Here is a 25,374-nt window from a genome sequence, read left to right as displayed (position 1 = left end):
CACGCATGATGCCGGAGGCCTTGCCGCTCTTTTGATCGCGGAGGGCTTCGAGTTCATGGCGTTCGGATTTCGATAACTTGATTCGGTGTGATTTGGCGGGCACCTGTCCAATTGTACACATCCTCAAGATCGTACAATTTTAAAACTCACTAACCGGTAAATAAATTTTTACGCGACAATAGGCTGCCAGAGGTAAGCGAGTCACCTGATTGCGGGCCGTTCTGCATCATTTTGATACTTCGAGCAAAGAAAACTAACAAAAAAATTAACAAAAATTCACTGCCGTCCCACAGGCTAGACATGACGAGCCCTGGGCCTTACGATACCACTTCGCAGCCTTCGTCTCGTCCTTCACCACGCCCGTGCCATCATCGTACCAAATACCAAGATGGACCTGAGCCTTCGCATCCCCCTGCTCGGCAGCCTTACGATACCACTTCACGGCCTCCGCCTCGTCCTTCACCACGCCCATGCCATTATCGTAGCAAAAACCAAGATTGAACTGAGCTTGAGCATCCCCCTGCTCGGCCTTCGCGCGGAATTCTTCAATTGTGTCTTCTGCCTGTAAGGACAAGGGCCGCCACACCAAGGAAGCGACGGCCAGCAAACGGGACCACGTGCGCGGCAAGAAATTCATTCAAAACGAATACAAGGCGCAAATTGATCCGAGAAAAAAACCCCAAAAGTCGTTTCAAGTGCGAGTTGCATGCAGGTGGATGCTCGCGAATCTCACGCCCGCCGACTGCATGCGCCAACGGCCAGTCTCGATTCGTCCTAAGGGGAATTTTTTCCGAGCGGCAATCCATTCCAAGAACCATGAGTAATTCAATAAACATACTCAATATAAGTCAGTTACGATCTTTTATGGCGGATGCTGGCAGACAAGCGGAACCAGAAACCACGCTTTAGCCGCTGATCTTCCGCTCTCCAGAGCAGTTCCCGCCCTTCGATTTGAATTGCAGACAAACAAAGCGGGCTCCCGTTGCCGGATTTTTCGAGGGGCTGGGAATGGCTTCCACTTCACCTTGGCTGCGAGAAGAGCAACCGCCCCCCCGGCGGCGTCGAATGAGCTAAGTTCTTATGACAAATCACCCTCCCAGCTGGCAATCCACCGCCCGCCCCGCAGGCTCCGGCGAGGGCTGTCGAGCCGTCATCGCCTCCCTCAGCTTCCTGCCACCTCTGCAGAGGTCCGCGCTGCGAAGCTGGTGCGGCAGCGATTCAATAAATGCAAATTTGTCGCGATAATTGGCAACTTTCCCGCGCGTGGAAATTTTTGTCAGACCCAAGAATCGGATTCAGACCCTTTGCGCGCCCATGAATCCCTGTTTATTTAATGATGAATGACTTACGCCAAAGACCATGCCGCAGATAAAAAAATCCGAGGGTTTTGAAGGAAAGATTTTCCGCGTGATCGCTTACGGATCTGTCGCTGGTATTTGCAAGTATTTCGATAGTCTTGTATTCCTGCCCGGAGTGGGATTCAGCCACTGCGGCCGATGAGCGCCGTTAGGTCGGCTGCTCGCCGCGAGCCATCACGACCTTGCCGGTGCGGACGGTCTCGATGATGTTGAACTGCGAGAACATGGTGATCGCCGCGTCGATTTTCAGGCTGTCGCCGTTGAGCATGACGATCATCGAGGTGGGGGTCAGGTCGACGGTTTTCCCGGAGAAATGCTCGGCGATTTGCAGGGCCTGCGAGCGCTCGGTGGGCGAGCAGAGGATCTTGATGAGGATCATCTCCTTGGTCACCGAGTCGTCGAAGGTATGCTCCGAGCAATGGATCACGTCGATGAGCTTGCCGACCTGCATGATGATCTGCGAGAGCCCCTGCGGATCACCGGAAATGCCGATGGTCATGCGGGAGAAATTCACGTTGCGGCCCTCGGAAACAACGAGCGAGTCGATGTTGAATCCGCGGCGAGAGAAGACCTGGCAGATCCGCATCAGGACGCCGGGCTCGTTGCTAACGAGAACGGACAGGGTGTGCGTCGGGCCGCGGGGAACCGCCGGAGCGGCAACGGGCGTGTCGGTGGTGACGATGGATTGAGGCATGGGATGGAGATTTGAGATTAGAAATTTTAGATTTGGTATGCCGCGCGGCTCACGTGGAACCGACGGGCTTGGCCATCTTGGTTTTCGGGGCCTCGGTGATCATGTCCTCGAGGGCCGCGCCGGCGGGGATCATCGGGAAGACGTTGTCGGTTTTCACGCACTCGGCGTGGATCAGGATGGGGCCCTCGTTGTAGGCGAGGGCTTTTTCCAACTGCTTGGTGACATCCGCCGGGCGCTTGATGTGCACGGACGGGATGCCGTAGGCGGCGGCGAGCTTGCAGAAATCCGGGTTGCCGATGAGGTCCACGCCGGAGGTGCGGTCATCATAGAAAAGCTCCTGCCACTGGCGGACCATGCCGAGATAGTGGTTGTTCAGGACGACGATCTTGATCGGCAGCTTGTGAATCGCGGCGGTGGCGAGTTCGAACAGGGTCATCTGGAATCCGCCGTCACCGGAGATGGAAATGACCATTTTATCCGGGCAGGCGAGTTGCGCGCCGATGGCCGCCGGGAAGCCGAAGCCCATGGTGCCGGCACCGCCGGACGAGAGCCAGTGGTAGGACTCGTGATTCTTGTAAAACTGCGCCGCCCACATCTGGTGCTGGCCGACGTCGGTGGAGACGATGGCCTTGCCCTCGGTGAGTTGATAGAGCTCGTCGATGACCTGCTGCATGCGGAGCCCGCCTTGTTTTTTGTAGGAGAGCGGGAATTTCTTTTTGTAGCCGTCGAGTTTGGCGATCCACTCGGTGGTTTCGAGCGGGCCGATCTTCTCGTTGATTTCAGTGAGCGCGGCCTTGGCGTCGCCGACGATTTCCACGTGCGCACGGACCATCTTGCCCATTTCCGCAGGGTCGATGTCGATGTGGATGATGTTCGCGGTGGCGCAGAATTTCGAAGGCTGGCCGATGATCCGGTCGTCGAAGCGCGAGCCGACGTTGATCAGCAGGTCGCACTCGACCATCGCCTTGTTCGCGTAGGCGGTGCCGTGCATGCCGAGCATGCCGAGCGAGAGCGGATGGTCTTCCGGGAAGACACCCTTGCCTAGCAGCGTCGAGGTGACGGGGCAATTCAGCGTTTCCGCCAGGTGCATGAGTTCCTTGTCCGCGCGGGCGATCATGCAGCCCTGGCCTGCGAGAATCACCGGGCGCTTGGCCTTGGCGATCAGGTCGGTCGCTTGCTTGATGGCTTGCGGGCAAATCTTGAACGCCTTGGTGGGATCGTAGCCCGGGAGGTCGAAGGTCGGGTTCATGTCGCCGGAGAACGGGCCTTGGGAAATGTCCTTCGGCACGTCGATGAGCACCGGACCAGGGCGGCCGGTGGTGGCGATGTGATAGGCCTCGCGGGCGATCCGAGGCAGGGAGTTGGTGTCCTTGCAGAGGTAGTTGTGCTTCACCACCGGGATGGTGATACCGAAAATATCGGCCTCCTGGAACGCGTCCTTGCCGAGCATCCAGGTCACCGTCTGGCCGCAAATCACCAGCATCGGGACGGAATCCATCATCGCGGTCATCAAGCCGGTGACGGTGTTTCCCGCACCGGGGCCGGAAGTCACCAGCACGGCGGCCGGCCGACCGGTGGCGCGGGCGTAGCCGTCGGCCATGTGCACCGCTCCCTGCTCGTGGCGGACGAGGATGAATTTCATCTTGGTTTTGACCGTCTCGAGCGCGTCGAAAATCGGGATGGCCGCTCCGCCGGAATATCCGAAAATGTATTCGATCCCGAGGTCGTCGAGGGTCTTGATAAGCGCTTGTGCGCCGTCCATTTGATTTTTGCTCATGAAAATTGGGGTTGGCGGCCGAAACTTGCGATATCCACCTTCCGAGATCAACCAGAAATTGCCGGAATCACGACAAGTTCGCAGAATTGACGCCCGAATCCGCCTCGAAAATCACCTCTTTATGCCGAAACAGCGGAAAAACGCGTCCGCCATTTTCAAAAAGCCGCCACCCCGGATCGAATTAAAGCGTCCATGGTGTGAATTTCCCGGATTGCGTCCACCGTGTTTCCCGACAAGGTTTGCGACGTCGCCAATGAAATCACTCGCTTCAACCGCATACCGAGGGGACACCCGCCTGTGGGCGGTCGCGTTCGGCTTGTCGTTGCTGGTCAACGCGGGGATTCTGCTGGCCGTCGGGTTCGTTTCCCTGAAATCGCAGGTGTTTCAAAAAACGCGCCCCCTGCCGCCCGCCGTGGCGAGCGAGACGACGGTGACGATTTTCCCGGAAATGGTCTTGGCCGCCGCGGATTCCGAGTCGCTCGTTCCGACGGCACCCGCCAAGCCGTCGTTCGCCAGAACCTCCGATGACCAGCTCGCGCCGGCTCCCGAGAAACCCGCATTCATTGGCGAGCGGAACACCCAGGCGACGAGTGACCGGAGTCCCGACGCCACCGCGCCGCCGCTGCCTTCGCAGGCGGGAATCGCGCCCAAGGACCGCGAGGATTTCGAGACCACGGAGAGCCGTTACCAAGACGGCAGCCTCGCCAGCGATCCAGTTTCAAAACCACTGCCACCGACGCCGCCATCCCCCGCCGCCGCCACCAACACCGCCGATCCCGCGGTCGCGGAAATTTCGCCCCCCGGCGAACAAACGGACACGCCCGGACAGGACGATTCCAAATCAACCCCTCCGCCCCGCGAGCATTTGATAGAAGGTCCGAATCCGGTCGATGTCGCGGTCCCGCAGGACACCGCTGAAAGCGACGCGATCAAGCCCACTCCGCCGAGACAGCCCAAGGATGGCAAACCCGAACCCAAAGCCGACGACGTGCCGAAACCCGCTCCGACCGCCACCGCCAAAGATCCCGGATTCCGCGGCTACCAACGCAAGACCGCCATCGTCGGCTCGATTTCCCGCACCGGCCGCAGCGCCCTCGATGTGGCGGATTCGCCGCTCGGCCGCTATCAGGCGCTCATCAGCCGCGCCGTCGAACAGGAATGGCAGCGCAACTGCGTCAGGCACCGCGACTTCATCACCCCGGGATTCCTCACCGTCCGCTTCTTCGTCGAAACCAACGGCCGGGTGCGCTCCGTCCAGTTCGTCGGCGACATGGAAACCGGTGAGGTCCAGAAAGGCTTCACCCTCAATTCCATCCGCGACGCCGACATCCCCGCGATGCCCGCCGCGGTCCGAAAAGACTTCGCCAAGGAACCTCTCGAACTCATTTTCAACTTCTACTTCTAACTCACCGCCATGCTCGAATCCTCCAGCCTCACCCTCGCCGCAGCCAACCTCACCGGCATCAACATCGTTTGGGAATTTCTCCAGAAAGGCGGGGTTTTCATGATCCCGCTCGGCATCACCTCGGTCGCGGGCATGATGGCCATCCTGTATAAACTCCTCTCTCTATCCAACCGCCGCGTAATCCCGAGCACACTTGCGCGGGAAGTGGCCCAGTTCCCGCAACGCATCGTGACGGACAAGGTGGAGCCCATTCTCAAGGAGTTTGCAAAAGGCGCCAGCACCCTCGCCCGGCTCTCCGCGATCGTCGTCAAACACCGCGGCAAGCCGCGCGCCGAAATCACCCACGCCGTGGAATCCGCGGCCCGCGAGGAAACCTTCCACCTCCACGCCGGCATCGCCGTGCTGGACACCATCATCACCATCGCGCCGCTGCTAGGACTTCTCGGCACCGCCTCCGGACTGGTCCGGATTTTCCAGGGCCTGGGAGACAACTCGGACCACCTCGCCATCGCCCGCGGCATCTCCGAGGCGCTCACCACCACCATTGTCGGACTGGCCATCGCCGTGCCCTGCGTGATCGCCCACGGCTACTTCAGCCGCCGCATTGAAATGCTAACGGCCCGTCTGGAATCCCTGCTGGCGGATCTCGCGTCCGCTTGCGAAAAGCCCGGCCCGAACGCCTGACCCACCATGCGTTTTCACCGCCCCAAAACCACCCGCAGCCAAGTGGCGGTCATCCCGATGATCGACATCCTCTTCGTCCTGCTGATCTTTTTCATCGTCTCCACCGCCTTCAAGAAGCCGCGGGACGTGCTCAGGATCGAGCTGCCGACCGTCCGGGAGATCCCTTCCGACACCGTCGCCGACACCCGCTCGACCATCGCCCTGGACGCCGTTGGAAACGTCACCCTGGATTCCCTCGCCGTTCCGGAGGGCCTGTTGGAATCCTATCTCGCCGCCTATCAGAAGCAGAATCCCGGCCGCAAACTCGAACTCGAAGCGGACAAGAACATCCCCCTCGAACGCCTGCTCAAAGTCTGGGACGCCCTCACCAAGGCCGGCATCCCGATCAAGGAAGTCCCGGCCCGCATCAAGGTTTCGAAATAGCAGCCGGCCCGCGCGTCGGGGTCCTTGTGAACCGACTCTGGCGACCAGCGATTCATGCCCACGGCATTTTCATTTGAGGGCATTGTTGCAGACCAAGTTGGACGGCTCCAGGGTGCCTCAAGTCCCGGAGTGATGCGGATCTGCAAGGCGACTTCGCGGACCGAATCCCGCACCGAGCGGGTACCGATGAATTCGAGAGGGGCCTCCCCTTGTTCGATGAGGACCCCTCGCATCCAGTCCTGCCGCAACTGCGCCGCGTGGATGGTATCGAGCAAATGCGGCGAGCTGCTTGCGCTTGGAGCCGAGGGATTTCCGCATCTTCTCGTGGCAGCCCACGGCGTGGATGAGCTGGACGTTGCCCTTGCGGTGGGCGGGTTTGGTCATCAGTGCTTCCATGGCAGGCTGAAACTGCCAAAACAGGGCCGAATGTTTCGCTTTTTCTCAAATCGCCAATTTCCATGAACCATGGCGGATTTCCGGGCCACCGCCCTGACTTTCCTCAGGGCTCTTCGACGCCTTCCTCGATCACCTCGTCATCGCGGACCGGGAGCGCGCGGATGGGGCGCGGGCGCTCTTCCGTTAGCCCATCAACAGCCTCTTCCCCGCCCGCGTCGAGCGGCTCGACGGGGAGCGCTCTCAACGGACCTTCGACCGGGAGCGCGGCGGGCGGCGTGGCATTGTCGGGATCATTCGGCAGCGCCTCGCCCGCAGGGACCGGCACTCCTTCCGGCATCACGATCAGGGCCTTCTTCGGCGGCGCGATGTCGTCCTTGATGTCTTCCTCGATGCCTTCGAAAAACTTGCGGACCATCGGTGCCGCCATCCGCCCGCCGGAGACGGTTTCACCGGGGCGGCCTTCGTAGAGCACGGCGAACGAGTAGCGCGGATTGTCCTGTGGCAGGAATCCGGCGAACCAGGCGAGACGCTGTTGCTTGACGGGCGGCCCCCATTGGGCGGTTCCGGTTTTCCCGCAAAGAGTGGTGTAGCTGAGGGCCGCGCCGTGACCGGTGCCGCCATCGCCGTTGACGACATCGGCCATGCCCTGGCGGACGATTTCCACGGCTTTCTGATCGACCCCGAGCCAGGTCTTCCGCTCCGGAACCGCCGCCTGGACGACGCGGCCGCGGGTGTCCTGCGTCTGGCGGATCAGGTGGAGCTTCGGCAGGGCCCCGCCGTTGGCGATGCCCGCCATCGCCTGCGCAACTTGCAGCGGCGAGGCGAGCAAACTCCCCTGGCCGATGGATAGATTCGCCGTGTCACCGTTGAGAATCCGGCGCTTTTCATGTTTGAGCATCCACTCGTCGCTCGGCACCAGGCCGGGGCTTTCGCCGATGAGCGGCAGCCCGCTGCGCTCGCCGAAACCGAGGCGGCGGGAAAGACCGAGGAAGGCGGCCGGCCCGACATCGATGCCGACTTGATAGAACCAGGTGTTGCACGAGCGGGCGAGCGCGCGCTTCACGTTGATCGAGCCCTCGGGGTTTTTATTCCAGTTGTTGAACGTCGCGTTGCCGATGTTGAGGGCGGCCGGGCAGTAAATTTCGGAGGTTTCCGTCACCGTGCCGTTGTTGAGCGCGGCGAGCGCGACGATGGGCTTGAAGGAAGAGGCCGGCGGATAGGCGGACTGGAACGCCCGGCCGAAAAGCGGCTGCGACGGGTCGGCTTCGAGGGCTTTGAAATCCGTCTCGTTGATGCCGGGGATGAAACTGTTCAGGTCGAACGACGGCCGCGAAGCCATCACCAGCACCTCGCCGGTGACCGCGTCGAGCACGACGAAGGCGCCGCGGCGGCAGCCTTTGAGCAGGGTTGCCTCGGCGAGCTTCTGCCACTTGAGATTGAGGGTGGTGACGAGGGTTCCGCCGGGCCGCGGGCGCTTGACCTGCTCTTCGAGCAGCTTGTTGCCGCTCTCGTCGAAGAGCAGCCGCTTCATGCCGGGCTCGCCTGTGAGCTGGGTGTTGAAAAGTTTTTCCAAGCCCGCGCGGCCTTCGGATTCCTCCCACAACGGCTCGTTGAAATTGATCGGGCCGGTCGGCAGTTTCCCGACGCTGCCGGAATAACCGATGATGTGCGACGCGAGCCCGCCCTCCGGATAGAAGCGCCGGTAGAGCGGATGCAGGACCAGCCCGGACGTCAGTTTCGTCTCGATCTCGCGGGCCTCTTTCTCGCCGATCTGGCCGGTCACCAACAAGGGCAGCCAGCGGCGGTGGCGGTAATGGTCGAAGATTTCGTCGTCGGACTTCGGCACCTGGTTTTTGACGAGGAGCCGGAGCGAGTCGAGCCGGGCGCGGGCCCAGTTGATGACGAAATCGCGGTCGGCGTTTTCAAACTGCCGGAACTGCAGAGCGACTTGATAGGCGACCTGGTTCTGCGCGATCGGCGCACCGTTCCGGTCCACGATCTGGCCGCGCGGCGCGGGGATTTTGAGGGTGATGGCGCGGGCGTCCTTGCGGGTGCTGATGGCGCCGTCCGCCGCGCCGCGGGCGACGGGTTCCTCGGCCGGGGCCGGTGTTTGCGGCGCGGCCAGATTCTGGGCGCGAACCGGCACTGCCGCGAGACACAGGACCAGGGAAAGTCGAAAGAGGAACGAGGTGCTCACCATGGGGATTTGCGGAGGCTAGGCGCGGATACCGTTCAAGGCAACGCTCAATCCCAAGCCGGGCAGGCACCCGAGGAGCGCCGCTCTTGTCGGCAGCCGGACGGCGTGCATGATGGCTGCAATGAGCGATTGGAATTTCATGACGGTGATCATCTTGGTGGGGCTTTTCTTGCTTTGGAAACTGGAATTTGCCGCGACCTTGCTGAATTTGAAAGCCTTTCCCGCAGCGGTGCCGAAGGTGCTTGAAGGCCTGATGGATGACGAAAAGCTCGACAAGGCGCGCGACTATCTGCGGGTCAACGCCCGTTTCGGAATCCTCCAATCCACGGTCTCGCTGGTCGTTCTGCTGGTGTTCTGGACGATGGGCGGCTTCGGCTGGCTGGACGGACTGGCGCGGTCGCTGGCGACGTCGCCGGTGGTGGCGGGACTGGTTTTCCTGTCGCTGCTGATGCTCGGGCAGAGCGTGATTTCGCTGCCGTTTTCGGTGTATGACACTTTCGTGATCGAGCAGAAATTCGGCTTCAACCGCTCGACGCCCGCCACCTTCATCATGGACCGGCTCAAGGGCTTGTTGCTCGGCGCGATCATCGGCCTGCCGCTGGCGGCCGCGGTTTTGTGGATCTTCGGTAGTAAGGGGAACATCGAAAATGTCGATAACGCCTGGCTGTGGGCCTGGGCGGTGGTGACGGGCTTCCAACTGGTCCTCACCTACCTCGCGCCGTCGCTGATCATGCCGCTGTTCAACAAGTTCACGCCGATGCCCGAGGGCGAGCTCAAGCATGAGATCGAAGCGCTCGGCGTGAAATGCGGATTCCCGCTCACCGGTGTCTTCGTGATGGACGGCTCGAAGCGCTCGACCAAGGCCAACGCGTTCTTCACCGGCCTCGGCAAGCGCAAGAAAATCGCGCTCTTCGACACGCTCGTCGAGAAGAGCAGCACGCCGGAACTGCTAGGCGTGCTCGCCCATGAGATCGGCCATTTCCGCTGCGGCCACATCAAGCAGCGGCTCGCCGTGGGCATCCTCCAGACGGCGGTGATTTTCTATCTGCTCGGCCTCGCCACCGATCCGGACGGCAGGTTCGCCCGGCTGCTGTTCGACGCGTTCGGGGTGAAACAGATCTCGCCGCACGTCGGGCTGGTGCTTTTCAGCATCCTGCTGGAGCCGGTGAGCAAGGCCCTCGGGGTGCTCGCCAACGCCTGGTCGCGCCGCCACGAGTTCGAGGCGGACGCCTACGCCGCCAAAGTCACCGGCAACGGCGCGGCGCTCGGCGAGGCGTTGAAGAAAATGACCAGCGACCACCTTTCCCACCCGTCCCCCGCCGCGCTGCGCGTCTGGCTGGATTATTCGCATCCGCCGTTAGCACGGCGGCTCGAAGCGCTGCGGGCGCAGCCGTGACCCGGGAATGACATGGGATTCATCCGCCGCCACGGTGATTTGCAGCGAGGCGGCGTTTCTTCCGCGCTACTTCAGGACGGCCTGCAGCTCGTAAGTCTGCTTTTTCCGCGGCACGGACGGGCTGTTGTAGCCGAACAAGCGGTAGCCCGCCGGCTTGAGCTTCTTCTCCGCGAGCACCGCGTCGATCGCCGCGCGCGCCTTAGCGACTTCCGCGTCGCCGCGCGGGCCTTGCCAGGTGTAGCCGAGCACGCTCAAGGCCGGGACGTCACGGACGTTGACCGCCTGGCCGTCCGCGCCGGGTTTGCCGACTTCGGGTGATTGATAGAGAAATCCCATCTGCTCCATTTTCATTCCGCTGCCGGGCTCGTCCCTCATGGTCATTTCCACGGGCGAGGTCATGGGAATGCCGTTGCGTTTGATGTGTTTGAAAAGCGTCCAGAAGCCGCCGTTAGGACTGGAGCCGGGAGTGAACGCCGCGCGATAGGCCGGGTATTCCTTCCGCGTGACCTGATTGAACGGCCCCGGAGCCGGCCAGCCTTCCGGCAACGCGGACTCGCTCAGATAGACCGGTTCGGACGCGGGGCCGGCGGGCTTTGCGAAATGTTTCGAGGCGGGTTGCGCGGTCCCGGGAAGGACGGCCAGGGCGAGCAGCGGGATTTGCAGGAGAAATTGTTTCATCATCGCAAGCTCCGCCGGAGACGGATCGCCGCAACGTCTTTCTGTAAAAAAACCGCCACGGATCTCTCCGGGGCGGTTGATGGAAATTTCGGCGGATCGGTTTACGCCAGCGCCTGGAGCTTCGCCTTGAGCTGGTCCTTGGTCACGCTCGCGCCGACGATCTGGTCCTTCACCTCGCCGTTCTTGAAGAACAGCAGCAGCGGGATCGAGCGCACGTTGTACTTCACGGCGAGCTCGCGGGCTTCGTCCACGTTGACCTTGCCGACCTTGGCCACGCCTTCCAAGTCGGTGGCGACCTGGTCGATCACGGGGCCGATCATTTTGCAGGGGCCGCACCATTCCGCCCAGAAGTCCACGAGGACGGGCAGGTTGGAGTCGATTACTTCGGATTGGAAATTCGCGTCGGTAAGGTTCAGAGCCATGCGCGGAACTTGCATCCAGAATCCCGATACGTCAAGAGCCGCCCTGCGGATGGCAAGGCGGCTCTGGGTGAAGGGCGCTTGAAACCGGTTGGTTTCAGTCAGTTGCAAATTTCGCTCCTCAGAGGGAGAAGAAAATAACAAGTCCGGCGAGGAGGATATTGATGATGGGCAGGGCCATGAGGAATGGGGTTTAGAGGATTGAATGATTTGGAAATCGGCCCCGCTCAGAGCGGAGAGAGCTGGGTCCAGTCACCCTTCTTCTCGTTGTCTTCCGCGTTGACCCAAGTGTCGGCGGTAATCACCTGGAACGCCAGGACGACGAGCGCGGCGGCGAGCCCGACGCCGGAAAGAATGTTCGCAAGGCCTTGTCCGGCCTCCTCTTCCTCTTCCTCCTCGGTCGCAAGCGTGGGTGCCCGGGAAGGCGGAAAGGTCGTGCCCAGCGGTTGGGTCGGTGCCTGAAGCTGAACCGTCGCTTTCGGAAGAGCCATGCTAGGCAGACCGCCGGCGCCGGGAGGCCGGACGGCTCCGGTCGGCGCGGCGGAAGTCGCCAAACGGATCGTCGGTGCGGGTGCCATCGTGGGGGCACCGGCCGTACGGAGCGGAATCGTCGGTGCCGGAGCGGTTGGCCGCGGCGGGCCGCCGGTTGCCGTCGGAGGACCACCCGGTATCGGCGGTCTCACCGGCGGTGCCATCGGCACGGTGGCCGAAGGGATGGCAGGAGGCGCGTCAGCCGCCTTCAAGGTGATGCGGACGGTTTCCTTTTTGAGGGGCACGCTCGACGTCTGCTTGGACGGAGCTGGTGGTTGGTTTTCGTTTTCGCTCATGCGCTCCAGGGTTTTTGGTTCCTTGGGAGTGACTAAGACAACTTGCCCCCGCCCTGTCAAACCCCCAACTCACGATTTTCCGGAAAATTTCCCGCCGCCCAAAGTCGCGGTCCGGGAGAAATTTTTGATGCTCTTTCCGGCGCGGCGTGATTCCAATGGGTGCAGCCACCATGTCCTCAGAAAAGACCGCCATCACCCCGACCCGCTCCGAGGATTTCCCCGAGTGGTACCAGCAAGTCATCAAAGCCGCCGACCTCGCGGAAAACTCGGAAACCCGCGGCTGCATGGTGATCAAGCCGTGGGGCTACGGCATCTGGGAACTCATCCAGCAGCAGCTCGACCGCCGCTTCAAGGCCACCGGCCACCAGAACGCCTATTTCCCGCTGCTCATCCCGCTCTCCTATTTGGAAAAAGAAGCGGAACACGCCGAAGGCTTCGCCACCGAGTGCGCGGTGGTCACCCACCACCGCCTCGAAGTCGTGAAAGACCCGCTCACCGGCAAGACCAAGATGATCCCCTCCGGCGAACTCGCCGAGCCTTACGTCATCCGGCCGACCTCGGAGACCATCATCGGCGCGGCCTTCGCCCGCTGGATCGAATCCTACCGCGACCTGCCGCTGCTCATCAACCAGTGGGCCAACGTGATGCGCTGGGAAATGCGCCCGCGGCTTTTCCTCCGCACCGCCGAGTTCCTCTGGCAGGAAGGCCACACCGCCCACGAGACCAAGGAGGAAGCGATCGTCGAAACGAAAATGATCCATGGCCAATACGAGGAATTCCTCCGCGATCACCTCGCCATCCCCGTCATCCCCGGCGAAAAAACCGAGAACGAGCGATTTCCCGGCGCGGAAATGACCTTCACCGTCGAGGCGATGGTCCAGGATTGCAAAGCCATCCAAGCCGGCACCTCCCACTACCTCGGCCAGAATTTCTCGAAGGCGCAGAACATCTCCTTCACCGGTCGCGACGGCACCGTCCAGCACGCGCACACCACCTCGTGGGGCGTTTCCACCCGCCTCATCGGCACGCTGATCATGGCTCACTCGGATGACGACGGCTTGGTCCTGCCGCCGCGCGTCGCCACCCAGCAGATCGTCATTCTCCCGATCACGCCCAAGGAAGACACCCGCGAAGCCGTGCTCGCCTCCTGCCAGGCGCTCGCCGAAACCCTCCGCCATCAGACCTTCCACGGCGACACGCTCCGCGTCCACGTCGATACCCGCGACCTCAGCGGCGGCGTGAAAAAGTGGGAATGGATCAAGAAAGGCGTGCCGATCCGCATCGAGATCGGGCCGCGCGACATCGAGACCCGCAAGATTTGCGTGCAGCGCCGCGACCAGCCGATTTCCGAAAAGGAATTCGCCGACAAGGAATCCTTCATCCAGCGCGCCCCCGAGATTCTCGGCGAAATCCACCAGTCCCTGCTCGCCCGCGCCACCGCCTTCCGCAACGGCAACATCACCTTCTGCACCCGCCTCGACGTGTTCCACGGCCACTGGACCACGGAAAATCCGGGCTGGCTCTACACCCCGTGGGCCGGCACCCGCGAGCAGGAGGAAGAACTTTCCAAGCAGCACAAAATCACCATCCGCTGCCTGCCCATCGCCGAAGCCAACCTCCCGGCAACCCTCCACGCCACCAGCGGCAAGTGCATCCTCACCGGCGAGGAAACGACCACCTTCGCGATCTGGGGCCGGAGCTATTGATCCCCGGAGACGGGAGGTTCCGCCATTCGATGCGGCGAGATGCCGCAGCCGCGTTTCCGATGCTTGGTTCAGGCCAGGATTTTTTCGACAACATTGCCATGCACGTCGGTGAGACGGAAGTCGCGGCCTTGGGCGCGGTAGGTGAGCTTGGTGTGGTCGAAGCCTAGCAGGTGGAGGATGGTGGCGTGGAGGTCGTGGACGTGGACCTTGTCCTCGACGGCGTTGAAGCCGAGTTCGTCGGTTTTGCCGTGTTGGATGCCGGCTTTGACGCCGCCGCCGGCCATCCACATGGTGAAGGCGTTGGGGTGGTGGTCGCGGCCGTCGTTGCCGCCCTGGACCATGGGGGTGCGGCCGAACTCGCCGCCCCAGATGACGAGGGTTTCATCCAGCAGGCCGCGCTGCTTGAGATCTTTCAAGAGGGCGGCGCAGGCCTGGTCCACGTCCTTGCAGTTTTTCTGGAGGTCCTTGGAGAGGTTTCCGTGCTGGTCCCATGACTCGTGGAAGAGCTCGACGAAGCGGACGCCGCGCTCGACGAGGCGACGGGCTAACAGGCAGTTGTTGGCGAACGAGGCCTTGCCGGGCTCGGCGCCGTACATTTTCCGGATGTCCTCGGGTTCGCGCGAAATGTCGGTGACTTCGGGGGCGACGTCCTGCATGCGGAAGGCCATCTCGAAGGCGGCGACGCGCGAGTTGATCTCGGGATCGCCGATGGACTCGAAGCGCTTGTGGTTGAGGAAATTCACGGCGTCGATGGTGCGGCGCTGGGTCTCGCGGGTGATGCCTTTGGGGTTGGAGAGGTAGAGGACGGGATCGCCGACAGAGTTGAAGGAGACGCCGTCGTGGACGGTGGGGAGGAAGCCGGAGGACCAGTTGTTGTTGCCGCCTGAGGGGCCTTTCTGGCCGGAGGACATGACGACAAAGCCGGGCAGGTTGCCGTTTTGCGAGCCGAGGCCGTAGCTGACCCAGGAGCCGAGCGAGGGCCGCCCGAACTGCTGGGAGCCGGTGGACATGAGGATCTGCGCGGGGGCGTGGTTGAAGGCGTCCGTGTGCATCGAGCGGATGAGGGCGATGTCATCCGCACACGAGCCGAGGTGCGGGAGGATCTCCGCCATTTCCATGCCGCATTTCCCGTAGCGCTGGAACTTGAACTTGGTGCCGAGCAGCTTGTTCTCCGGGCGGATGAAGGCGGACTGATAGCCTTTGAGCAGCTCGGCGGGCGGGCTTTTCCCGTCCATGCGGACGAGCTCCGGCTTGGGGTCGAAGAGATCGAGGTGGCTGGGCGCGCCGCCCATGAAGAGGAAGATGACGTTCTTGGCCTTGGCGGGAAATTGCGGGGATTTCGGGGCGTGGGGATCGATGATGGAGGCTGCGGCGGAGGCGCTGCCTTTTCCTAACATGGAGGCGAGCGCGATGGAGCCGAGGCCGAGGCCGCAATCCTTCATGAACCAGCGGCGGGAGAACGAGCGCTGGGTGTCGGCGAGTGTGGAGTGCGGGAACATGAGTTAGTTCTTGGTGATGGTTTCATCGAGGTTGAGCAACACGCGGGCGACTCCGGCGGCGGCGGCCAGCTCGGGCAGCGGGTGGGCGGATAGATCGAGGGTGGCGGGTCGGTGGTTTTCCAAAAGCAGCTTCGCCTCGGCAGGGGTGGTGGTGAGGCCGGTCTGGTAAACAGAGACGAGGGTGGAAATTTCCTCCGCATCCGGCAGGCGGGAGGTGCAGCGCTGGAAGGCGCGGGCGATCCTTTGCTCCAGCGCGCCCTGATCCGTTAGGATGCGGTGGGCGAGGCCGAGCGCGGCCTCGACGGAGACCTGCTCGTTGAGCGTGACGAGCGCTTGCAGTGGAGTGGTGGAAGCGCTGCGGCGGACGCAGGAGGTGGCGCCGGTGGGTGCGTCGAAGGCGACGAGCATGGGGTAGGGGACGGAGCGGAAACGGAAGGTGTAGAGGGCGCGGCGGTAGCGGTTGGAATCGGTTTCGACGATCCAGTCTTTCGGTCCGTAGGAGACGGGTTTTTGGAAAAGATAGGCGGGAGCGGGCGGGAATACACTGCGGCCACCGAGCGTCTGGTCGAGCAGGCCGCTGGTGGCGAGCTGGATGTCACGGACGGTTTCCGCAGGGACGCGGAGGCGCGCGCCACGGGCGAGCAGGCGGTTTTTGGGATCGTTTTCACGTCGGGCTTCATTGGCGGCGGAGTCCTGGCGGTAGGTGGCGCTTTCGACGATGAGACGGTGCATGTGTTTCACATCCCAACCGCTTTCCATGAACTCACAGGCGAGCCAATCGAGGAGTTGCGGGTGCGAGGGGCGGGCGGCCTGGTGACCGAAGTCCTCGGAGGTTTCGACAAGGCCGATGCCGAAATAAGCCTGCCAGAGACGGTTCACGTAGTCGCGTGCGGCGGTGGGTGATTTCGGATCGACCAGCCATTTCGCGAAAGTCAGGCGCGAGCTCGGATCGCCCGGCGGGAGCGGATGGAGGAATGCCGGGACGTGCGGGGTGATGACTTGTTTTGGCTGGGTCTGCTCGCCGCGGGCGAAAAGGTGGGTTACACGCGGGGTCGCGGATTCGGCGGCGACGAGCGCCCAGGTGGGGACCGGGAGCTGGGAGGAAAGCTTGCGGATTTCGGCGGTCTGAGCGGCGAAGGCGGGGGGGTTTTCGCGCCAGTGGGCGAAGAGGCGGCGCTGCTGCCCGGAGGTCCGTTTTTCCGGAGCGGTCTCTAACGCCTCTTGGATGAGCGGCGGAAGTTGATCGAGGGCGTTGGGCAGAGTGGCGGCGACGGAGAGGCGGATGCGGCCGAGGTTGTAAGTTTGGTTGTCGTCCGAGTTGTAACCGCCGTGCTGCTGGGAAAGGGTGTAGGTGAGATCGGCCTTGCCATCGGTCTTGAAGGGCTCGGCAAGCTCGAAGGTGAGAACGGCTGGGTCGTTGTTGTGGGAGGGATCGGTCTCGTTTGTCCAGGCGGTTTTCGCGTCGCCATCGAGGGCGAAGGCGGCGGGGCCGGTCGTGCGGTCGTCGGCGGGACGGTTGCCGTCCTTGGGGAAACGGGCGGGAGCGAGCTTCACAACCGGCGGGTTGACGCTGGCGACGGCGTGGATGAAAGGCAGCGCAGCGGGTTTGTTAGTGCCTGTGTCGGCCGTCAGCTTGAACTCGGTGAGCGCGCCGGTGCCGCGGGTGGAGCGGCCGGGACCTGATAGCGGCAGATAGGGATCGTTCAGCACTTCGAGACGGGCGGAGCGGATTTCCGGCAGGGTGGCTGTCCCGGTGAAGGATTCATCACTCCTGGTGTTGGCATAGCCCATGTTGATCAGCGACCTGTCGGGCTGCGGCAGGTATTTCTGGCCGGAATCGCCGAGCTGATAGAGCTCGATGGCCTGCCACTCGGTGCGCGGGAGGGCGAGGAGGTCCTGCTGCCAATGGGTGAAATCCGCCTCCCAGCCGGGGTGGGCGGTCCGGATCTTTTCCTCGGTGGCCATGATCCGCCCGTCGATGGAGGCGGTGAGTTTCCGCTCGTCCGGGGTAAAGGCAGGGATGGATGCTTCGCTGATCCCATTGAGGAAGGCGAACATGCCGTAGTATTCGTCATGGGTGAGCGGGTCGTACTTGTGGGTGTGGCACTGGGCGCACTGGACGGTCAGGCCGAGCATGGATTTGCCGATCGCGTCAATGCGGTCGAAGACGCCCTCGATGCGGAACTGCTCGGGCTTCGCGCCGCCCTCTTCGTTGGTCATGGAGTTGCGCAGGAAGCCGGTGGCGATCTTGTCGTCCTGGGTCGCGCCGGGCAGGAGGTCGCCGGCGATCTGTTTGATGACAAACTGGTCGTAGGGCAGGTTTGCATTGAGCGAGTTGACGACCCAGTCGCGGTAGAAGTGATTCATTCGCGGGAGATCTTTCTCGTATCCGGCGGAGTCCGAGTAGCGCGCGGCGTCCAGCCATTCGCGGCCCCATCGTTCGCCGAAGCGGGGGTTTGAGATGAGATGCTCGGCTTCCTTTTGGAAATCGAAGGGCGCGGAGAGTTCGGAAAGGGATGGCGGCAGACCGGTGAGGTCGAGCGCGAGCCGCCGCAGGAGAGTGGCGGGCGAGGCTTCGGCGGAAGGGGCCAGCCCTTGCTCTTCAAGTTTGGCGAGGACGAAACGGTCGATCGGATTTTTGACCCAGGAAGGGTTTTTCACCACGGGAACGGGCGGGCGCAGGGGAGCGACAAAGGCCCAGTGGGTGCCCCACTCCGCGCCCTCGGAAATCCACTGGCGGATGAGGGCGATCTGCCCGGGCTTGAGCCGGTCCTTCTTCTCCGGCGGCGGCATGACGTCGTCGGGATCCGGATGGGTGATGCGCTCCATGATCAGGGATTTTCCGGGGTCGCCCGGGACGATGGCCTTGCCGCTCTCGCCGCCCTTCAGGGCGTCCTCCCTGCGGTCCAGGCGCAGGCCGGACTCGACCTTCGAGGCGTCCGGACCGTGGCAGGTGTAGCAATTCTCCGAAAAGATCGGCTGGATCTGCGAGTTGAAATCGATTTTTTCCGCGCAGGCGAAGGCTGGAAAAAGCACCGCAATGATGAATGCCAAAGAGGTCGGTCCCCGCATGGTGATTTGATCGAAATCTTTGGGCATGATTTGCTGATTCTCAGGTTCGCTTTACTTCTTCCATGACCTCCACCTGGCGATTGTGTGGCATATGGAGGCGTTGCCAACTACTCTTCGCGTTCGATACGGCCTAGGTTTTCACAATCTTACCCTGAACGACGCTGTGCGGATCGATTTTGCGGGTCTAAAGCTGACCAGAATTCAAACCGGATGGACCGAACTCGTCCGCGCAATCATCATGCCCTGATTTTACCGTTGACGCAACGAATCTTGTCGTCACGATATTTCCCGTGATGAATGGCATCGTAACATTTTCCCGCGTGCTCGCGGACCCCACGCGCTGGCGGATCGTGCGGCTTGTGCTGGCGGAAGCGCTCTGCGTCTGCGAGCTCGCGGACATTCTGGAGATGCCGCAATCCTCGGTTTCCAGCCACGTGCAGGTTATCCGCAAGGCCGGGATGCTCGAAAGCGAGAAATGTGAGAAATGGACGTATTTCCGCATCGAGCCGAAATATCGCGAGCTCGTCGGCACTTTGGAAAAATTCTTTGAGTCCGAAGACGCCGTTCTGAGATCCGACGCCACCCGCGCCCTCGCTCGCCTCGCCATTCGCGAGACCAGCTGCTGCCCCGGCCCCAAATCCCTCAAATCATGAACCTCTCCGAACTCAAATCCCTGCTCACCGAGCACTCCCACCGCTTCTTCCGCATCCGTCTGCCCGACGGCGGCGCGGTGCCCGTCTCCTTCCACGTCACCGAAGTCGGTCGCCTCCACAAAACCTTCCTCGACTGCGGCGGCACGCTGCGGGAAACCACCACTTGCCAGCTCCAGATCTGGGTCGGCGAGGACTACGATCACCGCATCGAGACCGGCAAGATGGCCTCCATCCTCGACAAGGCGACATCGTTGCTTCCCGACGATTCCATCCCCGTGGAAATCGAATGCGAGAACCGCGTGATTTCCCAATACACCCTCGCCGGCCACGAACTCACCGATGACGCCGTCGTCCTCCTGCTCGCCCACAAACACACCGAGTGCCTCGCGCCCGAGCTTTGCGGACTGCCCGCGCTGGACCGCCTGCCCGCCATCGGCGGGAAATCCTCCTGCTGCGGACCGGCCGGCTGCTGCTAACATTCCACCGCCATGTCCGACGCCGTCGCCAAAAACATGTCATTCACGCACCGCTATCTTACGGTCTGGATCTTCGCCGCCATGGGGCTGGGAGTTCTGTTGGGGAATTTCGTCATCCACGATCCCGCCGCCTTTTTCGCGCCGATGACCGTCGGCACGACCAACCTGCCGCTGGCCGTCGGGCTGATCATCATGATGTATCCGCCGCTGGCGAAAGTCCGCTACGCCGAGCTGCCCAAGGTCTTCGCCAACAAGCGCATTCTCGGGCTTTCCCTCTTCCAGAACTGGGTCATCGGCCCGGTGCTGATGTGGGTGCTGGCGATCCTGCTGCTGCGCGACCAGCCGGAATACATGGTCGGACTGATTCTGGTAGGGCTTGCCCGCTGCATCGCGATGGTGCTCGTTTGGAACGATCTAGCGAAGGGCAGCAGCGAATACGCCGCCGGCCTGGTCGCGCTCAACAGCATCGCGCAGATTCTTTTCTACAGCGCCTACGCCTGGCTCTTCATCACCGTGCTGCCGCCCTACGTCGGGCTTAAAAGCGTGGCGGTGGATGTCTCGATGGCGGAAATCTTCCACAGCGTCCTCATCTATCTGGGCATCCCTTTCGCGGCGGGAGTCGCCAGCCGCGTGCTGCTGGTGAAGCTCAAGGGCGAGGTTTGGTATGAAAGCATCTTCATCCCGAAAATCTCGCCGCTCACCCTCGTCGCGCTGCTTTTGACCATCGTCGTCATGTTCACCTACAAGGGCGACGCCATCGTCCGACTGCCGCTCGACGTGGTGCGGATCGCCATTCCGCTGGTGATTTATTTCACGATCATGTTCCTCGTGAGCTTCGCGATGGCCGCCAAGTTAGGCACCGACTATCCGCGCTCGGCCAGCGTCGCCTTCACCTCGGCGGGAAACAATTTCGAGCTCGCCATCGCCGTGGCCATCGCCGTGTTCGGCCTGGAATCCGGTGTCGCCTTCGCGGCGGTCGTCGGCCCGCTGATCGAAGTGCCCGCGCTGATCGGCCTCGTCCATGTCTCCTTCTGGTTGCGCCGCAGATTTTTCACCGGCAGCGCATTGTGACAATTTCGTCACCGTTCAAATCACGCGCTGAAACCTCCATCCGGCTTTCCTAACCTCAAAATCAATCATGAAAAAACGCATCGGCATCAACGGCTTCGGACGCATGGGACGGCTCGCACTTCGCGCGGGCTGGGACTTCCCGGAGATCGAATTCGTCCACCTCAACGAAACCGGCGGCGATGGAATCGTCTCGGCGCATCTCATCGAGTTCGACTCGGTCCACGGACGATGGAACCGCGAAATCCGCGGCGAGGCGGACAAGGTTTTCATCGATGGCAAAACACTCGGTCACACCAGTGAGAAGGATTTCTGGACTGTCCCATGGGGGGACCTCGGGGTGGATATCGTGCTAGAAGCCAGCGGGAAATTCCGCACGCCGGAGCAGCTCGACGCCTATTTCAAGGCCGGCGTGAAAAAAGTCATCGTCGCCGCACCGGTGAAATCCGGCGCGCTGAACATCGTTATGGGCGTGAACGATCATCTCTATCTGCCTGACACACACCACCTGCTCACCGCCGCCTCCTGCACCACGAACTGCCTCGCCCCGGTGGTGAAGGTCATTCACGAAGGCATCGGCATCAAGCATGGCATGATCACCACGATCCATGACATGACCAACACCCAGTCCATCCTCGACACGCCGCACAAGGACCTGCGCCGCGCGCGGGCCTCCAGCCAGTCGCTCATCCCGACATCGACCGGCTCAGCCACCGCCATCGGCATGATTTTTCCTGAGCTGCTAGGCAAGCTCGACGGCGTGGCCGTGCGGGTGCCGCTGCTGAACGCCTCACTCACCGACTGCGTCTTCGAAGTCTCGCGGGAAACCAGCGTGGCTGAAATTAACGGCCTGCTGCAAGCTGCTGCGGAAGGACCGCTCAAGGGCATCCTCGGCTACGAGACCCGCCCGCTTGTATCCGTGGATTATAAAGACGACCCGCGCTCATCCATCATCGACGCGCCCTCCACCATGGTCACCAACGGCACCCAGGTGAAGATCCTCGCCTGGTATGACAACGAGTGGGGCTACGCCAGCCGCTATGCCGAGCTGGCCCAAAAAGTCGCCGCCTCGTTATGAGCACTACCAGTCCAGCCGTCCGGAACTACGCCATCGTCACGCTCGCTTATTGGGCGGACACGCTGGCGGACGGAGCCATCCGGATGCTCGTGCTGTTCTATTTCTACCAGCTTGGTTACGGCGCGCTGCAGGTCGCCTCGTTGTTTCTGCTCTACGAGTTTTTCGGAATTGTCACCAACCTCACCGGCGGCATGCTCGCCTCGCGGTTCGGCCTCAAGAGCACGCTTTTCATGGGGCTCGGGACCCAGCTTCTGGCACTCGGCATGTTGGCGTTCATGCCGGTCGGCGGCTTAACCGTCGTCTGGGTGATGGCCTCGCAAGCGCTCTCCGGCATCGCCAAGGATCTCACGAAAATGAGCAGCAAAAGCGCCGTGAAGCTCGTGGCCGGTGAAGCGGAAGGCCGTCTCTACCGCTGGGTCGCCTTGCTAACGGGAAGTAAGAATGCGCTCAAAGGCTTCGGCTTCTTCGCCGGCAGCCTGCTTCTCTCGCTTGTCGGTTTCCAACCGGCGGTCATGGTGCTCATGGCCGTGGTGGCCCTCGCGCTCATCCTGGCGGTGACCCTGACGCGCGGCGGTCTGGGAGATGTGAAACGGAAGGCAGATTTCCGCCAATGGATCTCTCCGAATCGCGCGGTGAATGTTCTGTCCGTCGCGCGCTTGTTTCTGTTCGGCGCGCGGGACGTCTGGTTCGTGATCGCGCTGCCGGTGTTCCTCTCCTCCGTGCTCGGTTGGAAATTCTGGCAGGCGGGTGGTTTCATGGCGGCGTGGGTCATCGGCTACGGCATCGTCCAAGCCTCCGCTCCAGTCATTCTCCTCGGCAAGGATCCCGGTGGCAAAGCCGCTACCTGGCTCGCCTTCGTGCTGGCCCTGATTCCCCTGGGAATCGCGGCGGGGCTTGCCTTGCATCTCGATCCAGCCGTCGTGGTCGTCGCCGGGTTGGTGCTTTTCGGAGTGGTCTTCGCGCTCAATTCCGCCGTCCATTCCTTTCTCATCCTCGACTACGCAGACCACGACAAGGTGGCGATGAACGTGGGCATCTATTACATGGCGAACGCCTGCGGTCGGCTCGCAGGAACCCTGCTTTCCGGCCTTCTCTATCAAACGGGCGTCCGCTGGGGGATGGACGGCGGCATCATCGGCTGCCTGCTTGCCTCATCTCTGTTTCTCGCCGCCACCTTCGCCATCTCATTCGCGCTGCCCCGCCGTTTGCCGATTGCCTCGCATCACAGGATCGCGTTGAACAAATAGCCGACGAGCAGGATGCCGGTCGCCACCACGCCGAAAAAGGTGGCGATAAGCCGCGGCTTGAGGACTTTTCTCAGAATGATGGCTTCGGGCAGGGAAAGGGCGATGACCGACATCATGAACGCCAGCACCGTGCCGAGCGCCGCGCCCTTGCCGAGCAGCGCCTGCACGACCGGGATGATTCCGGCGGCGTTCGAATACATCGGCACGCCGAGCAACACCGCCAGCGGCACCGCCCACCACGCGTCCCTGCCCATCAGCGAGGCCATGAAATTTTCGGGAACGTAGCCGTGAATCCCAGCGCCGACGGCGATGCCTAGCAGCACGTAAATCCACACCCGGCCGACAATGTCCTTGACTGCATCCCACCCGGCGCGGATGCGGCCCTGCCAATCCAATTCATCAGTGGTCGCATCCACGCCGCCGGGGATTTGGAAGACCCATTCCTCGACATGCCTTTCCATTTTCAAACGTCCCATGATCCAGCCGGCGACCATCGCCACCATCAGCCCGGTGGCGAGATACAGCCCTGCGACTTTCCAGCCGAACAAGCCCAACAACAAAACCAAGGCCACCTCGTTCACCATCGGCGCGGAGATCAGGAAGGAAAACGTCACGCCCAGCGGCACGCCCGTGGTGACGAAGCCGATGAACAGCGGGACCGCCGAGCAAGAACAGAACGGGGTGACGATTCCTAGCAGGGCGGCTAGGATGTTGCCGACGAACTCGCTCTTTCCCGCCAGAATCCGCCGCGTGCGTTCCGGCGTGAAAAACGTGCGGATGATGCCGACGGCGAACACCACCAGCGTCAGCAGCATCAGCACCTTGGGGGTTTCAAAAATGAAGAACTCCAGCGCGGCCGCGAGGTGTGAACCTTTTTCGAGCGACAGGACCTGATAAGTGAACCAGGCGGAGAATGCGGAGAGATACCGGTAAGCCAACCACCAAGCCAGTAACCCCACGGCCAGCAAAATCAGGATGCGCAAACGGCCCGCTGGCGGGGTGTCGGTCTTTGAGGTAGCGGACATGGGAAATTAAGTTAGGGCGCGGTATAAATCATCCGGAAGCCGCCGAGCACGACCAGCACGCCGCAGACGCCCTTGATCCGGCTGACGGCATTCGAGTTTTCATTCCAGTTGAGGAACCGCTGGACGACCTCGGTGAAGGTGCCTGCCAGCACGATCACCGCACAGTGGCCCAGGCCATAGGCGAGCAGCAACCCGGCACCATGCACGGGCGCGGTCTCTGCAAGCTTGAAGGTCACGGCGAGCATCGGAGCCATGTAGGCGAAGGTGCACGGACCCAGTGCCACGCCGAACACGAGCCCCAGAGCCAACGCGGCAAGCATTCCCTTGCGCTTGATTCCGACCGCGCCCGGCCCGGAAAACGGCAGCGGAATGACACCTAGCAAATGCAGGCCGACCACGAAAAAGATCACCGCCACGAAGTAATTCCCATAGCGCCCCACATCGCCTAACATCCTTCCGGCCGCGGCGGTGAGCGCCCCGATCGCGGCGATGGTGACCAGGATGCCGACCGCAAACAGCGTGGACGTCCAGAAAGCGCGGCGGGTGGTCACCAGTCCCTGTTCGCTGATGAAACCGACGATCAGCGGGATGCTTGCGAGATGACATGGACTGAGAACGATGCTCAACACGCCCCACACCACGGCGGCTGCCAGCGCGACCTGCGGCGCGCCCTCGACCGCATGGCTCAGGTGGGTGAAGAGTTCCTCGATCATGATTCGTTAGGGGAAGGGCACGCCCAGTTCCTTCCACTTGGCGAGGATGTCTTCCGTGGCGAGGAAGCCGGTGTGGCGGAAGAGCTCCCGGCCCTCCGCATCGAAGAAGATCTGGGTGGGGATCATTTCGACGGCGTATTTTTCCCCGGCGGCGGGGTTCTTCCAGATGTCGATGAACTCGACCGTCATCCGGCCCGCGTATTGATTTTTTAGATCTGCTAGAATGGGTGCCATCATTTTGCAAGGCACACACTTGTCCGCGCCGAGGTCGAGAAGTCGCGGGAGCTTTGCGTCCGTCACGACGGTGGCTTCGGCGGAGGCGACGGGGGCCGGTTTGAGAACGATGATGCTGGCGGCGGCTGCGATCACACCGAGCACGATCATCACTTTGGCAGGCGTTTTCATGGAACCAGCATCTGTTTGACTTCATCGATGGACGGCACTTTGCCTGCAGCCATCACTTTTCCGTCGATCACCAACGCCGGAGTGGTCATCACGCCGAAGCTCATGATCTGGCGGATGTCAGTGATTTTTTCGAGCGTGTAGGGCTCGCCGGTTGATTTGGCGGCGGCTTCAGCGACGG

Annotated in this window: 23 protein-coding genes; 10 read left to right on the top strand and 13 right to left on the bottom strand. The window is 62.1% G+C overall.

Features of this window, described 5'->3' with window-relative positions; all coding sequences use genetic code 11:
* Positions 1-265: 265 nt before the first annotated feature.
* From AC4DF4_RS10205 to ilvB, 3 genes are all read right to left on the bottom strand, one after another.
* Positions 266-637: a tetratricopeptide repeat protein gene (locus AC4DF4_RS10205; RefSeq protein ID WP_490048023.1), complete on the bottom strand. Its 372-nt coding sequence runs from the start codon at positions 635-637 to the stop codon at positions 266-268.
* Positions 638-1,506: 869 nt separating this feature from the next.
* The gene (gene ilvN / locus AC4DF4_RS10200) at positions 1,507-2,052 is read right to left on the bottom strand and encodes an acetolactate synthase small subunit (protein WP_490048022.1); all 546 of its coding nucleotides are present in this window, start codon (positions 2,050-2,052) and stop codon (positions 1,507-1,509) included.
* A gap of 49 nt (positions 2,053-2,101) precedes the next feature.
* Positions 2,102-3,829, bottom strand: coding sequence for a biosynthetic-type acetolactate synthase large subunit (gene ilvB, locus AC4DF4_RS10195; protein WP_490048021.1), 1,728 nt, complete (start codon positions 3,827-3,829; stop codon positions 2,102-2,104).
* Positions 3,830-4,082: 253 nt separating this feature from the next.
* On the opposite strand from ilvB, the gene AC4DF4_RS10190 reads away from it, so the two are divergent.
* The 3 genes from AC4DF4_RS10190 to AC4DF4_RS10180 are packed head-to-tail and all read left to right on the top strand — an operon-like array spanning position 4,083 to position 6,341.
* A complete protein-coding gene (locus AC4DF4_RS10190) occupies positions 4,083-5,234 on the top strand; it encodes a hypothetical protein (RefSeq protein WP_490048020.1) in 1,152 nt (383 codons plus the stop codon).
* A 9-nt stretch (positions 5,235-5,243) separates the two neighbouring features.
* Positions 5,244-5,918, top strand: a complete 675-nt coding sequence (locus AC4DF4_RS10185) for a MotA/TolQ/ExbB proton channel family protein (RefSeq protein ID WP_490048019.1) — start codon at positions 5,244-5,246, stop codon at positions 5,916-5,918.
* 6 nt (positions 5,919-5,924) lie between these two features.
* Positions 5,925-6,341: an ExbD/TolR family protein gene (locus AC4DF4_RS10180; RefSeq protein ID WP_490048018.1), complete on the top strand. Its 417-nt coding sequence runs from the start codon at positions 5,925-5,927 to the stop codon at positions 6,339-6,341.
* Positions 6,342-6,840: 499 nt separating this feature from the next.
* Here the strand turns inward: AC4DF4_RS10180 and AC4DF4_RS10175 are convergent, their stop codons facing one another.
* Entirely contained in the window at positions 6,841-8,937 is a 2,097-nt protein-coding gene (locus AC4DF4_RS10175) for a penicillin-binding transpeptidase domain-containing protein (RefSeq protein ID WP_490048017.1), read from the bottom strand.
* Between the two features lie 136 nt (positions 8,938-9,073).
* Here AC4DF4_RS10175 and AC4DF4_RS10170 point away from each other — a divergent pair, with 136 nt between their 5' ends.
* Complete coding sequence (locus AC4DF4_RS10170; RefSeq protein ID WP_490048016.1) at positions 9,074-10,330, top strand: M48 family metallopeptidase; 1,257 nt, start codon at positions 9,074-9,076, stop codon at positions 10,328-10,330.
* 66 nt (positions 10,331-10,396) lie between these two features.
* On the opposite strand, the gene AC4DF4_RS10165 is transcribed toward AC4DF4_RS10170, so the two are convergent.
* The 3 genes from AC4DF4_RS10165 to AC4DF4_RS10155 form a co-directional block, all read right to left on the bottom strand.
* Entirely contained in the window at positions 10,397-11,008 is a 612-nt protein-coding gene (locus AC4DF4_RS10165; protein WP_490048015.1) for a heme-binding protein, read from the bottom strand.
* A gap of 101 nt (positions 11,009-11,109) precedes the next feature.
* Entirely contained in the window at positions 11,110-11,430 is a 321-nt protein-coding gene (gene trxA / locus AC4DF4_RS10160) for a thioredoxin (protein ID WP_488259361.1), read from the bottom strand.
* A gap of 224 nt (positions 11,431-11,654) precedes the next feature.
* Entirely contained in the window at positions 11,655-12,254 is a 600-nt protein-coding gene (locus AC4DF4_RS10155; RefSeq protein WP_490048014.1) for a hypothetical protein, read from the bottom strand.
* A 170-nt stretch (positions 12,255-12,424) separates the two neighbouring features.
* On the opposite strand from AC4DF4_RS10155, the gene proS reads away from it, so the two are divergent.
* Positions 12,425-13,960 carry a proline--tRNA ligase gene (gene proS / locus AC4DF4_RS10150; protein WP_490048013.1) on the top strand — a complete coding sequence of 512 codons (1,536 nt, stop codon included), beginning with the start codon at positions 12,425-12,427 and terminating at the stop codon, positions 13,958-13,960.
* Between the two features lie 68 nt (positions 13,961-14,028).
* On the opposite strand, the gene AC4DF4_RS10145 is transcribed toward proS, so the two are convergent.
* Both AC4DF4_RS10145 and AC4DF4_RS10140 read right to left on the bottom strand, forming a co-directional pair.
* Positions 14,029-15,459 (bottom strand): DUF1501 domain-containing protein, encoded by a 1,431-nt coding sequence (locus AC4DF4_RS10145; protein WP_490048012.1) that lies wholly within the window; start codon positions 15,457-15,459, stop codon positions 14,029-14,031.
* A gap of 3 nt (positions 15,460-15,462) precedes the next feature.
* Entirely contained in the window at positions 15,463-18,558 is a 3,096-nt protein-coding gene (locus tag AC4DF4_RS10140) for a DUF1553 domain-containing protein (RefSeq protein ID WP_490048011.1), read from the bottom strand.
* Between the two features lie 266 nt (positions 18,559-18,824).
* Here AC4DF4_RS10140 and AC4DF4_RS10135 point away from each other — a divergent pair, with 266 nt between their 5' ends.
* The 5 genes from AC4DF4_RS10135 to arsJ all read left to right on the top strand — a co-directional run bounded on the left by AC4DF4_RS10135 (position 18,825) and on the right by arsJ (position 23,053).
* Positions 18,825-19,184 carry an ArsR/SmtB family transcription factor gene (locus AC4DF4_RS10135; protein WP_490048010.1) on the top strand — a complete coding sequence of 120 codons (360 nt, stop codon included), beginning with the start codon at positions 18,825-18,827 and terminating at the stop codon, positions 19,182-19,184.
* Positions 19,181-19,660 carry a DUF6428 family protein gene (locus AC4DF4_RS10130; protein ID WP_490048009.1) on the top strand — a complete coding sequence of 160 codons (480 nt, stop codon included), beginning with the start codon at positions 19,181-19,183 and terminating at the stop codon, positions 19,658-19,660. The genes AC4DF4_RS10135 and AC4DF4_RS10130 overlap by 4 nt, the downstream gene beginning before the upstream one ends.
* Positions 19,661-19,672: 12 nt before the next feature.
* Positions 19,673-20,731 carry an ACR3 family arsenite efflux transporter gene (gene arsB, locus AC4DF4_RS10125; protein WP_490048008.1) on the top strand — a complete coding sequence of 353 codons (1,059 nt, stop codon included), beginning with the start codon at positions 19,673-19,675 and terminating at the stop codon, positions 20,729-20,731.
* Positions 20,732-20,798: 67 nt separating this feature from the next.
* Positions 20,799-21,806, top strand: a complete 1,008-nt coding sequence (locus AC4DF4_RS10120) for an ArsJ-associated glyceraldehyde-3-phosphate dehydrogenase (RefSeq protein ID WP_490048007.1) — start codon at positions 20,799-20,801, stop codon at positions 21,804-21,806.
* Complete coding sequence (arsJ, locus tag AC4DF4_RS10115) at positions 21,803-23,053, top strand: organoarsenical effux MFS transporter ArsJ (RefSeq protein WP_490048006.1); 1,251 nt, start codon at positions 21,803-21,805, stop codon at positions 23,051-23,053. The genes AC4DF4_RS10120 and arsJ overlap by 4 nt, the downstream gene beginning before the upstream one ends.
* On the opposite strand, the gene AC4DF4_RS10110 is transcribed toward arsJ, so the two are convergent.
* The 4 genes from AC4DF4_RS10110 to AC4DF4_RS10095 form a co-directional block, all read right to left on the bottom strand.
* A complete protein-coding gene (locus tag AC4DF4_RS10110; RefSeq protein ID WP_490048005.1) occupies positions 23,029-24,078 on the bottom strand; it encodes a permease in 1,050 nt (349 codons plus the stop codon). The two genes, arsJ and AC4DF4_RS10110, sit on opposite strands and share 25 nt — an antisense overlap.
* 11 nt (positions 24,079-24,089) lie before the next feature.
* On the bottom strand, positions 24,090-24,791 hold the full coding sequence (locus AC4DF4_RS10105) for a cytochrome c biogenesis CcdA family protein (protein ID WP_490048004.1): 702 nt from the start codon (positions 24,789-24,791) through the stop codon (positions 24,090-24,092).
* Between the two features lie 6 nt (positions 24,792-24,797).
* Positions 24,798-25,196 carry a thioredoxin family protein gene (locus AC4DF4_RS10100; RefSeq protein ID WP_490048003.1) on the bottom strand — a complete coding sequence of 133 codons (399 nt, stop codon included), beginning with the start codon at positions 25,194-25,196 and terminating at the stop codon, positions 24,798-24,800.
* Positions 25,193-25,374, bottom strand: a 182-nt coding sequence (locus AC4DF4_RS10095; protein ID WP_490048002.1) for a thioredoxin family protein, incomplete at its 5' end; no start/stop codon positions are given. The genes AC4DF4_RS10100 and AC4DF4_RS10095, both read right to left, overlap by 4 nt.

It is taken from the genome of Luteolibacter sp., assembly GCF_058122085.1.
The sequence above is the reverse complement of the archived record's forward strand: the minus strand, read 5'-3'. Positions and strand labels throughout refer to the sequence as shown.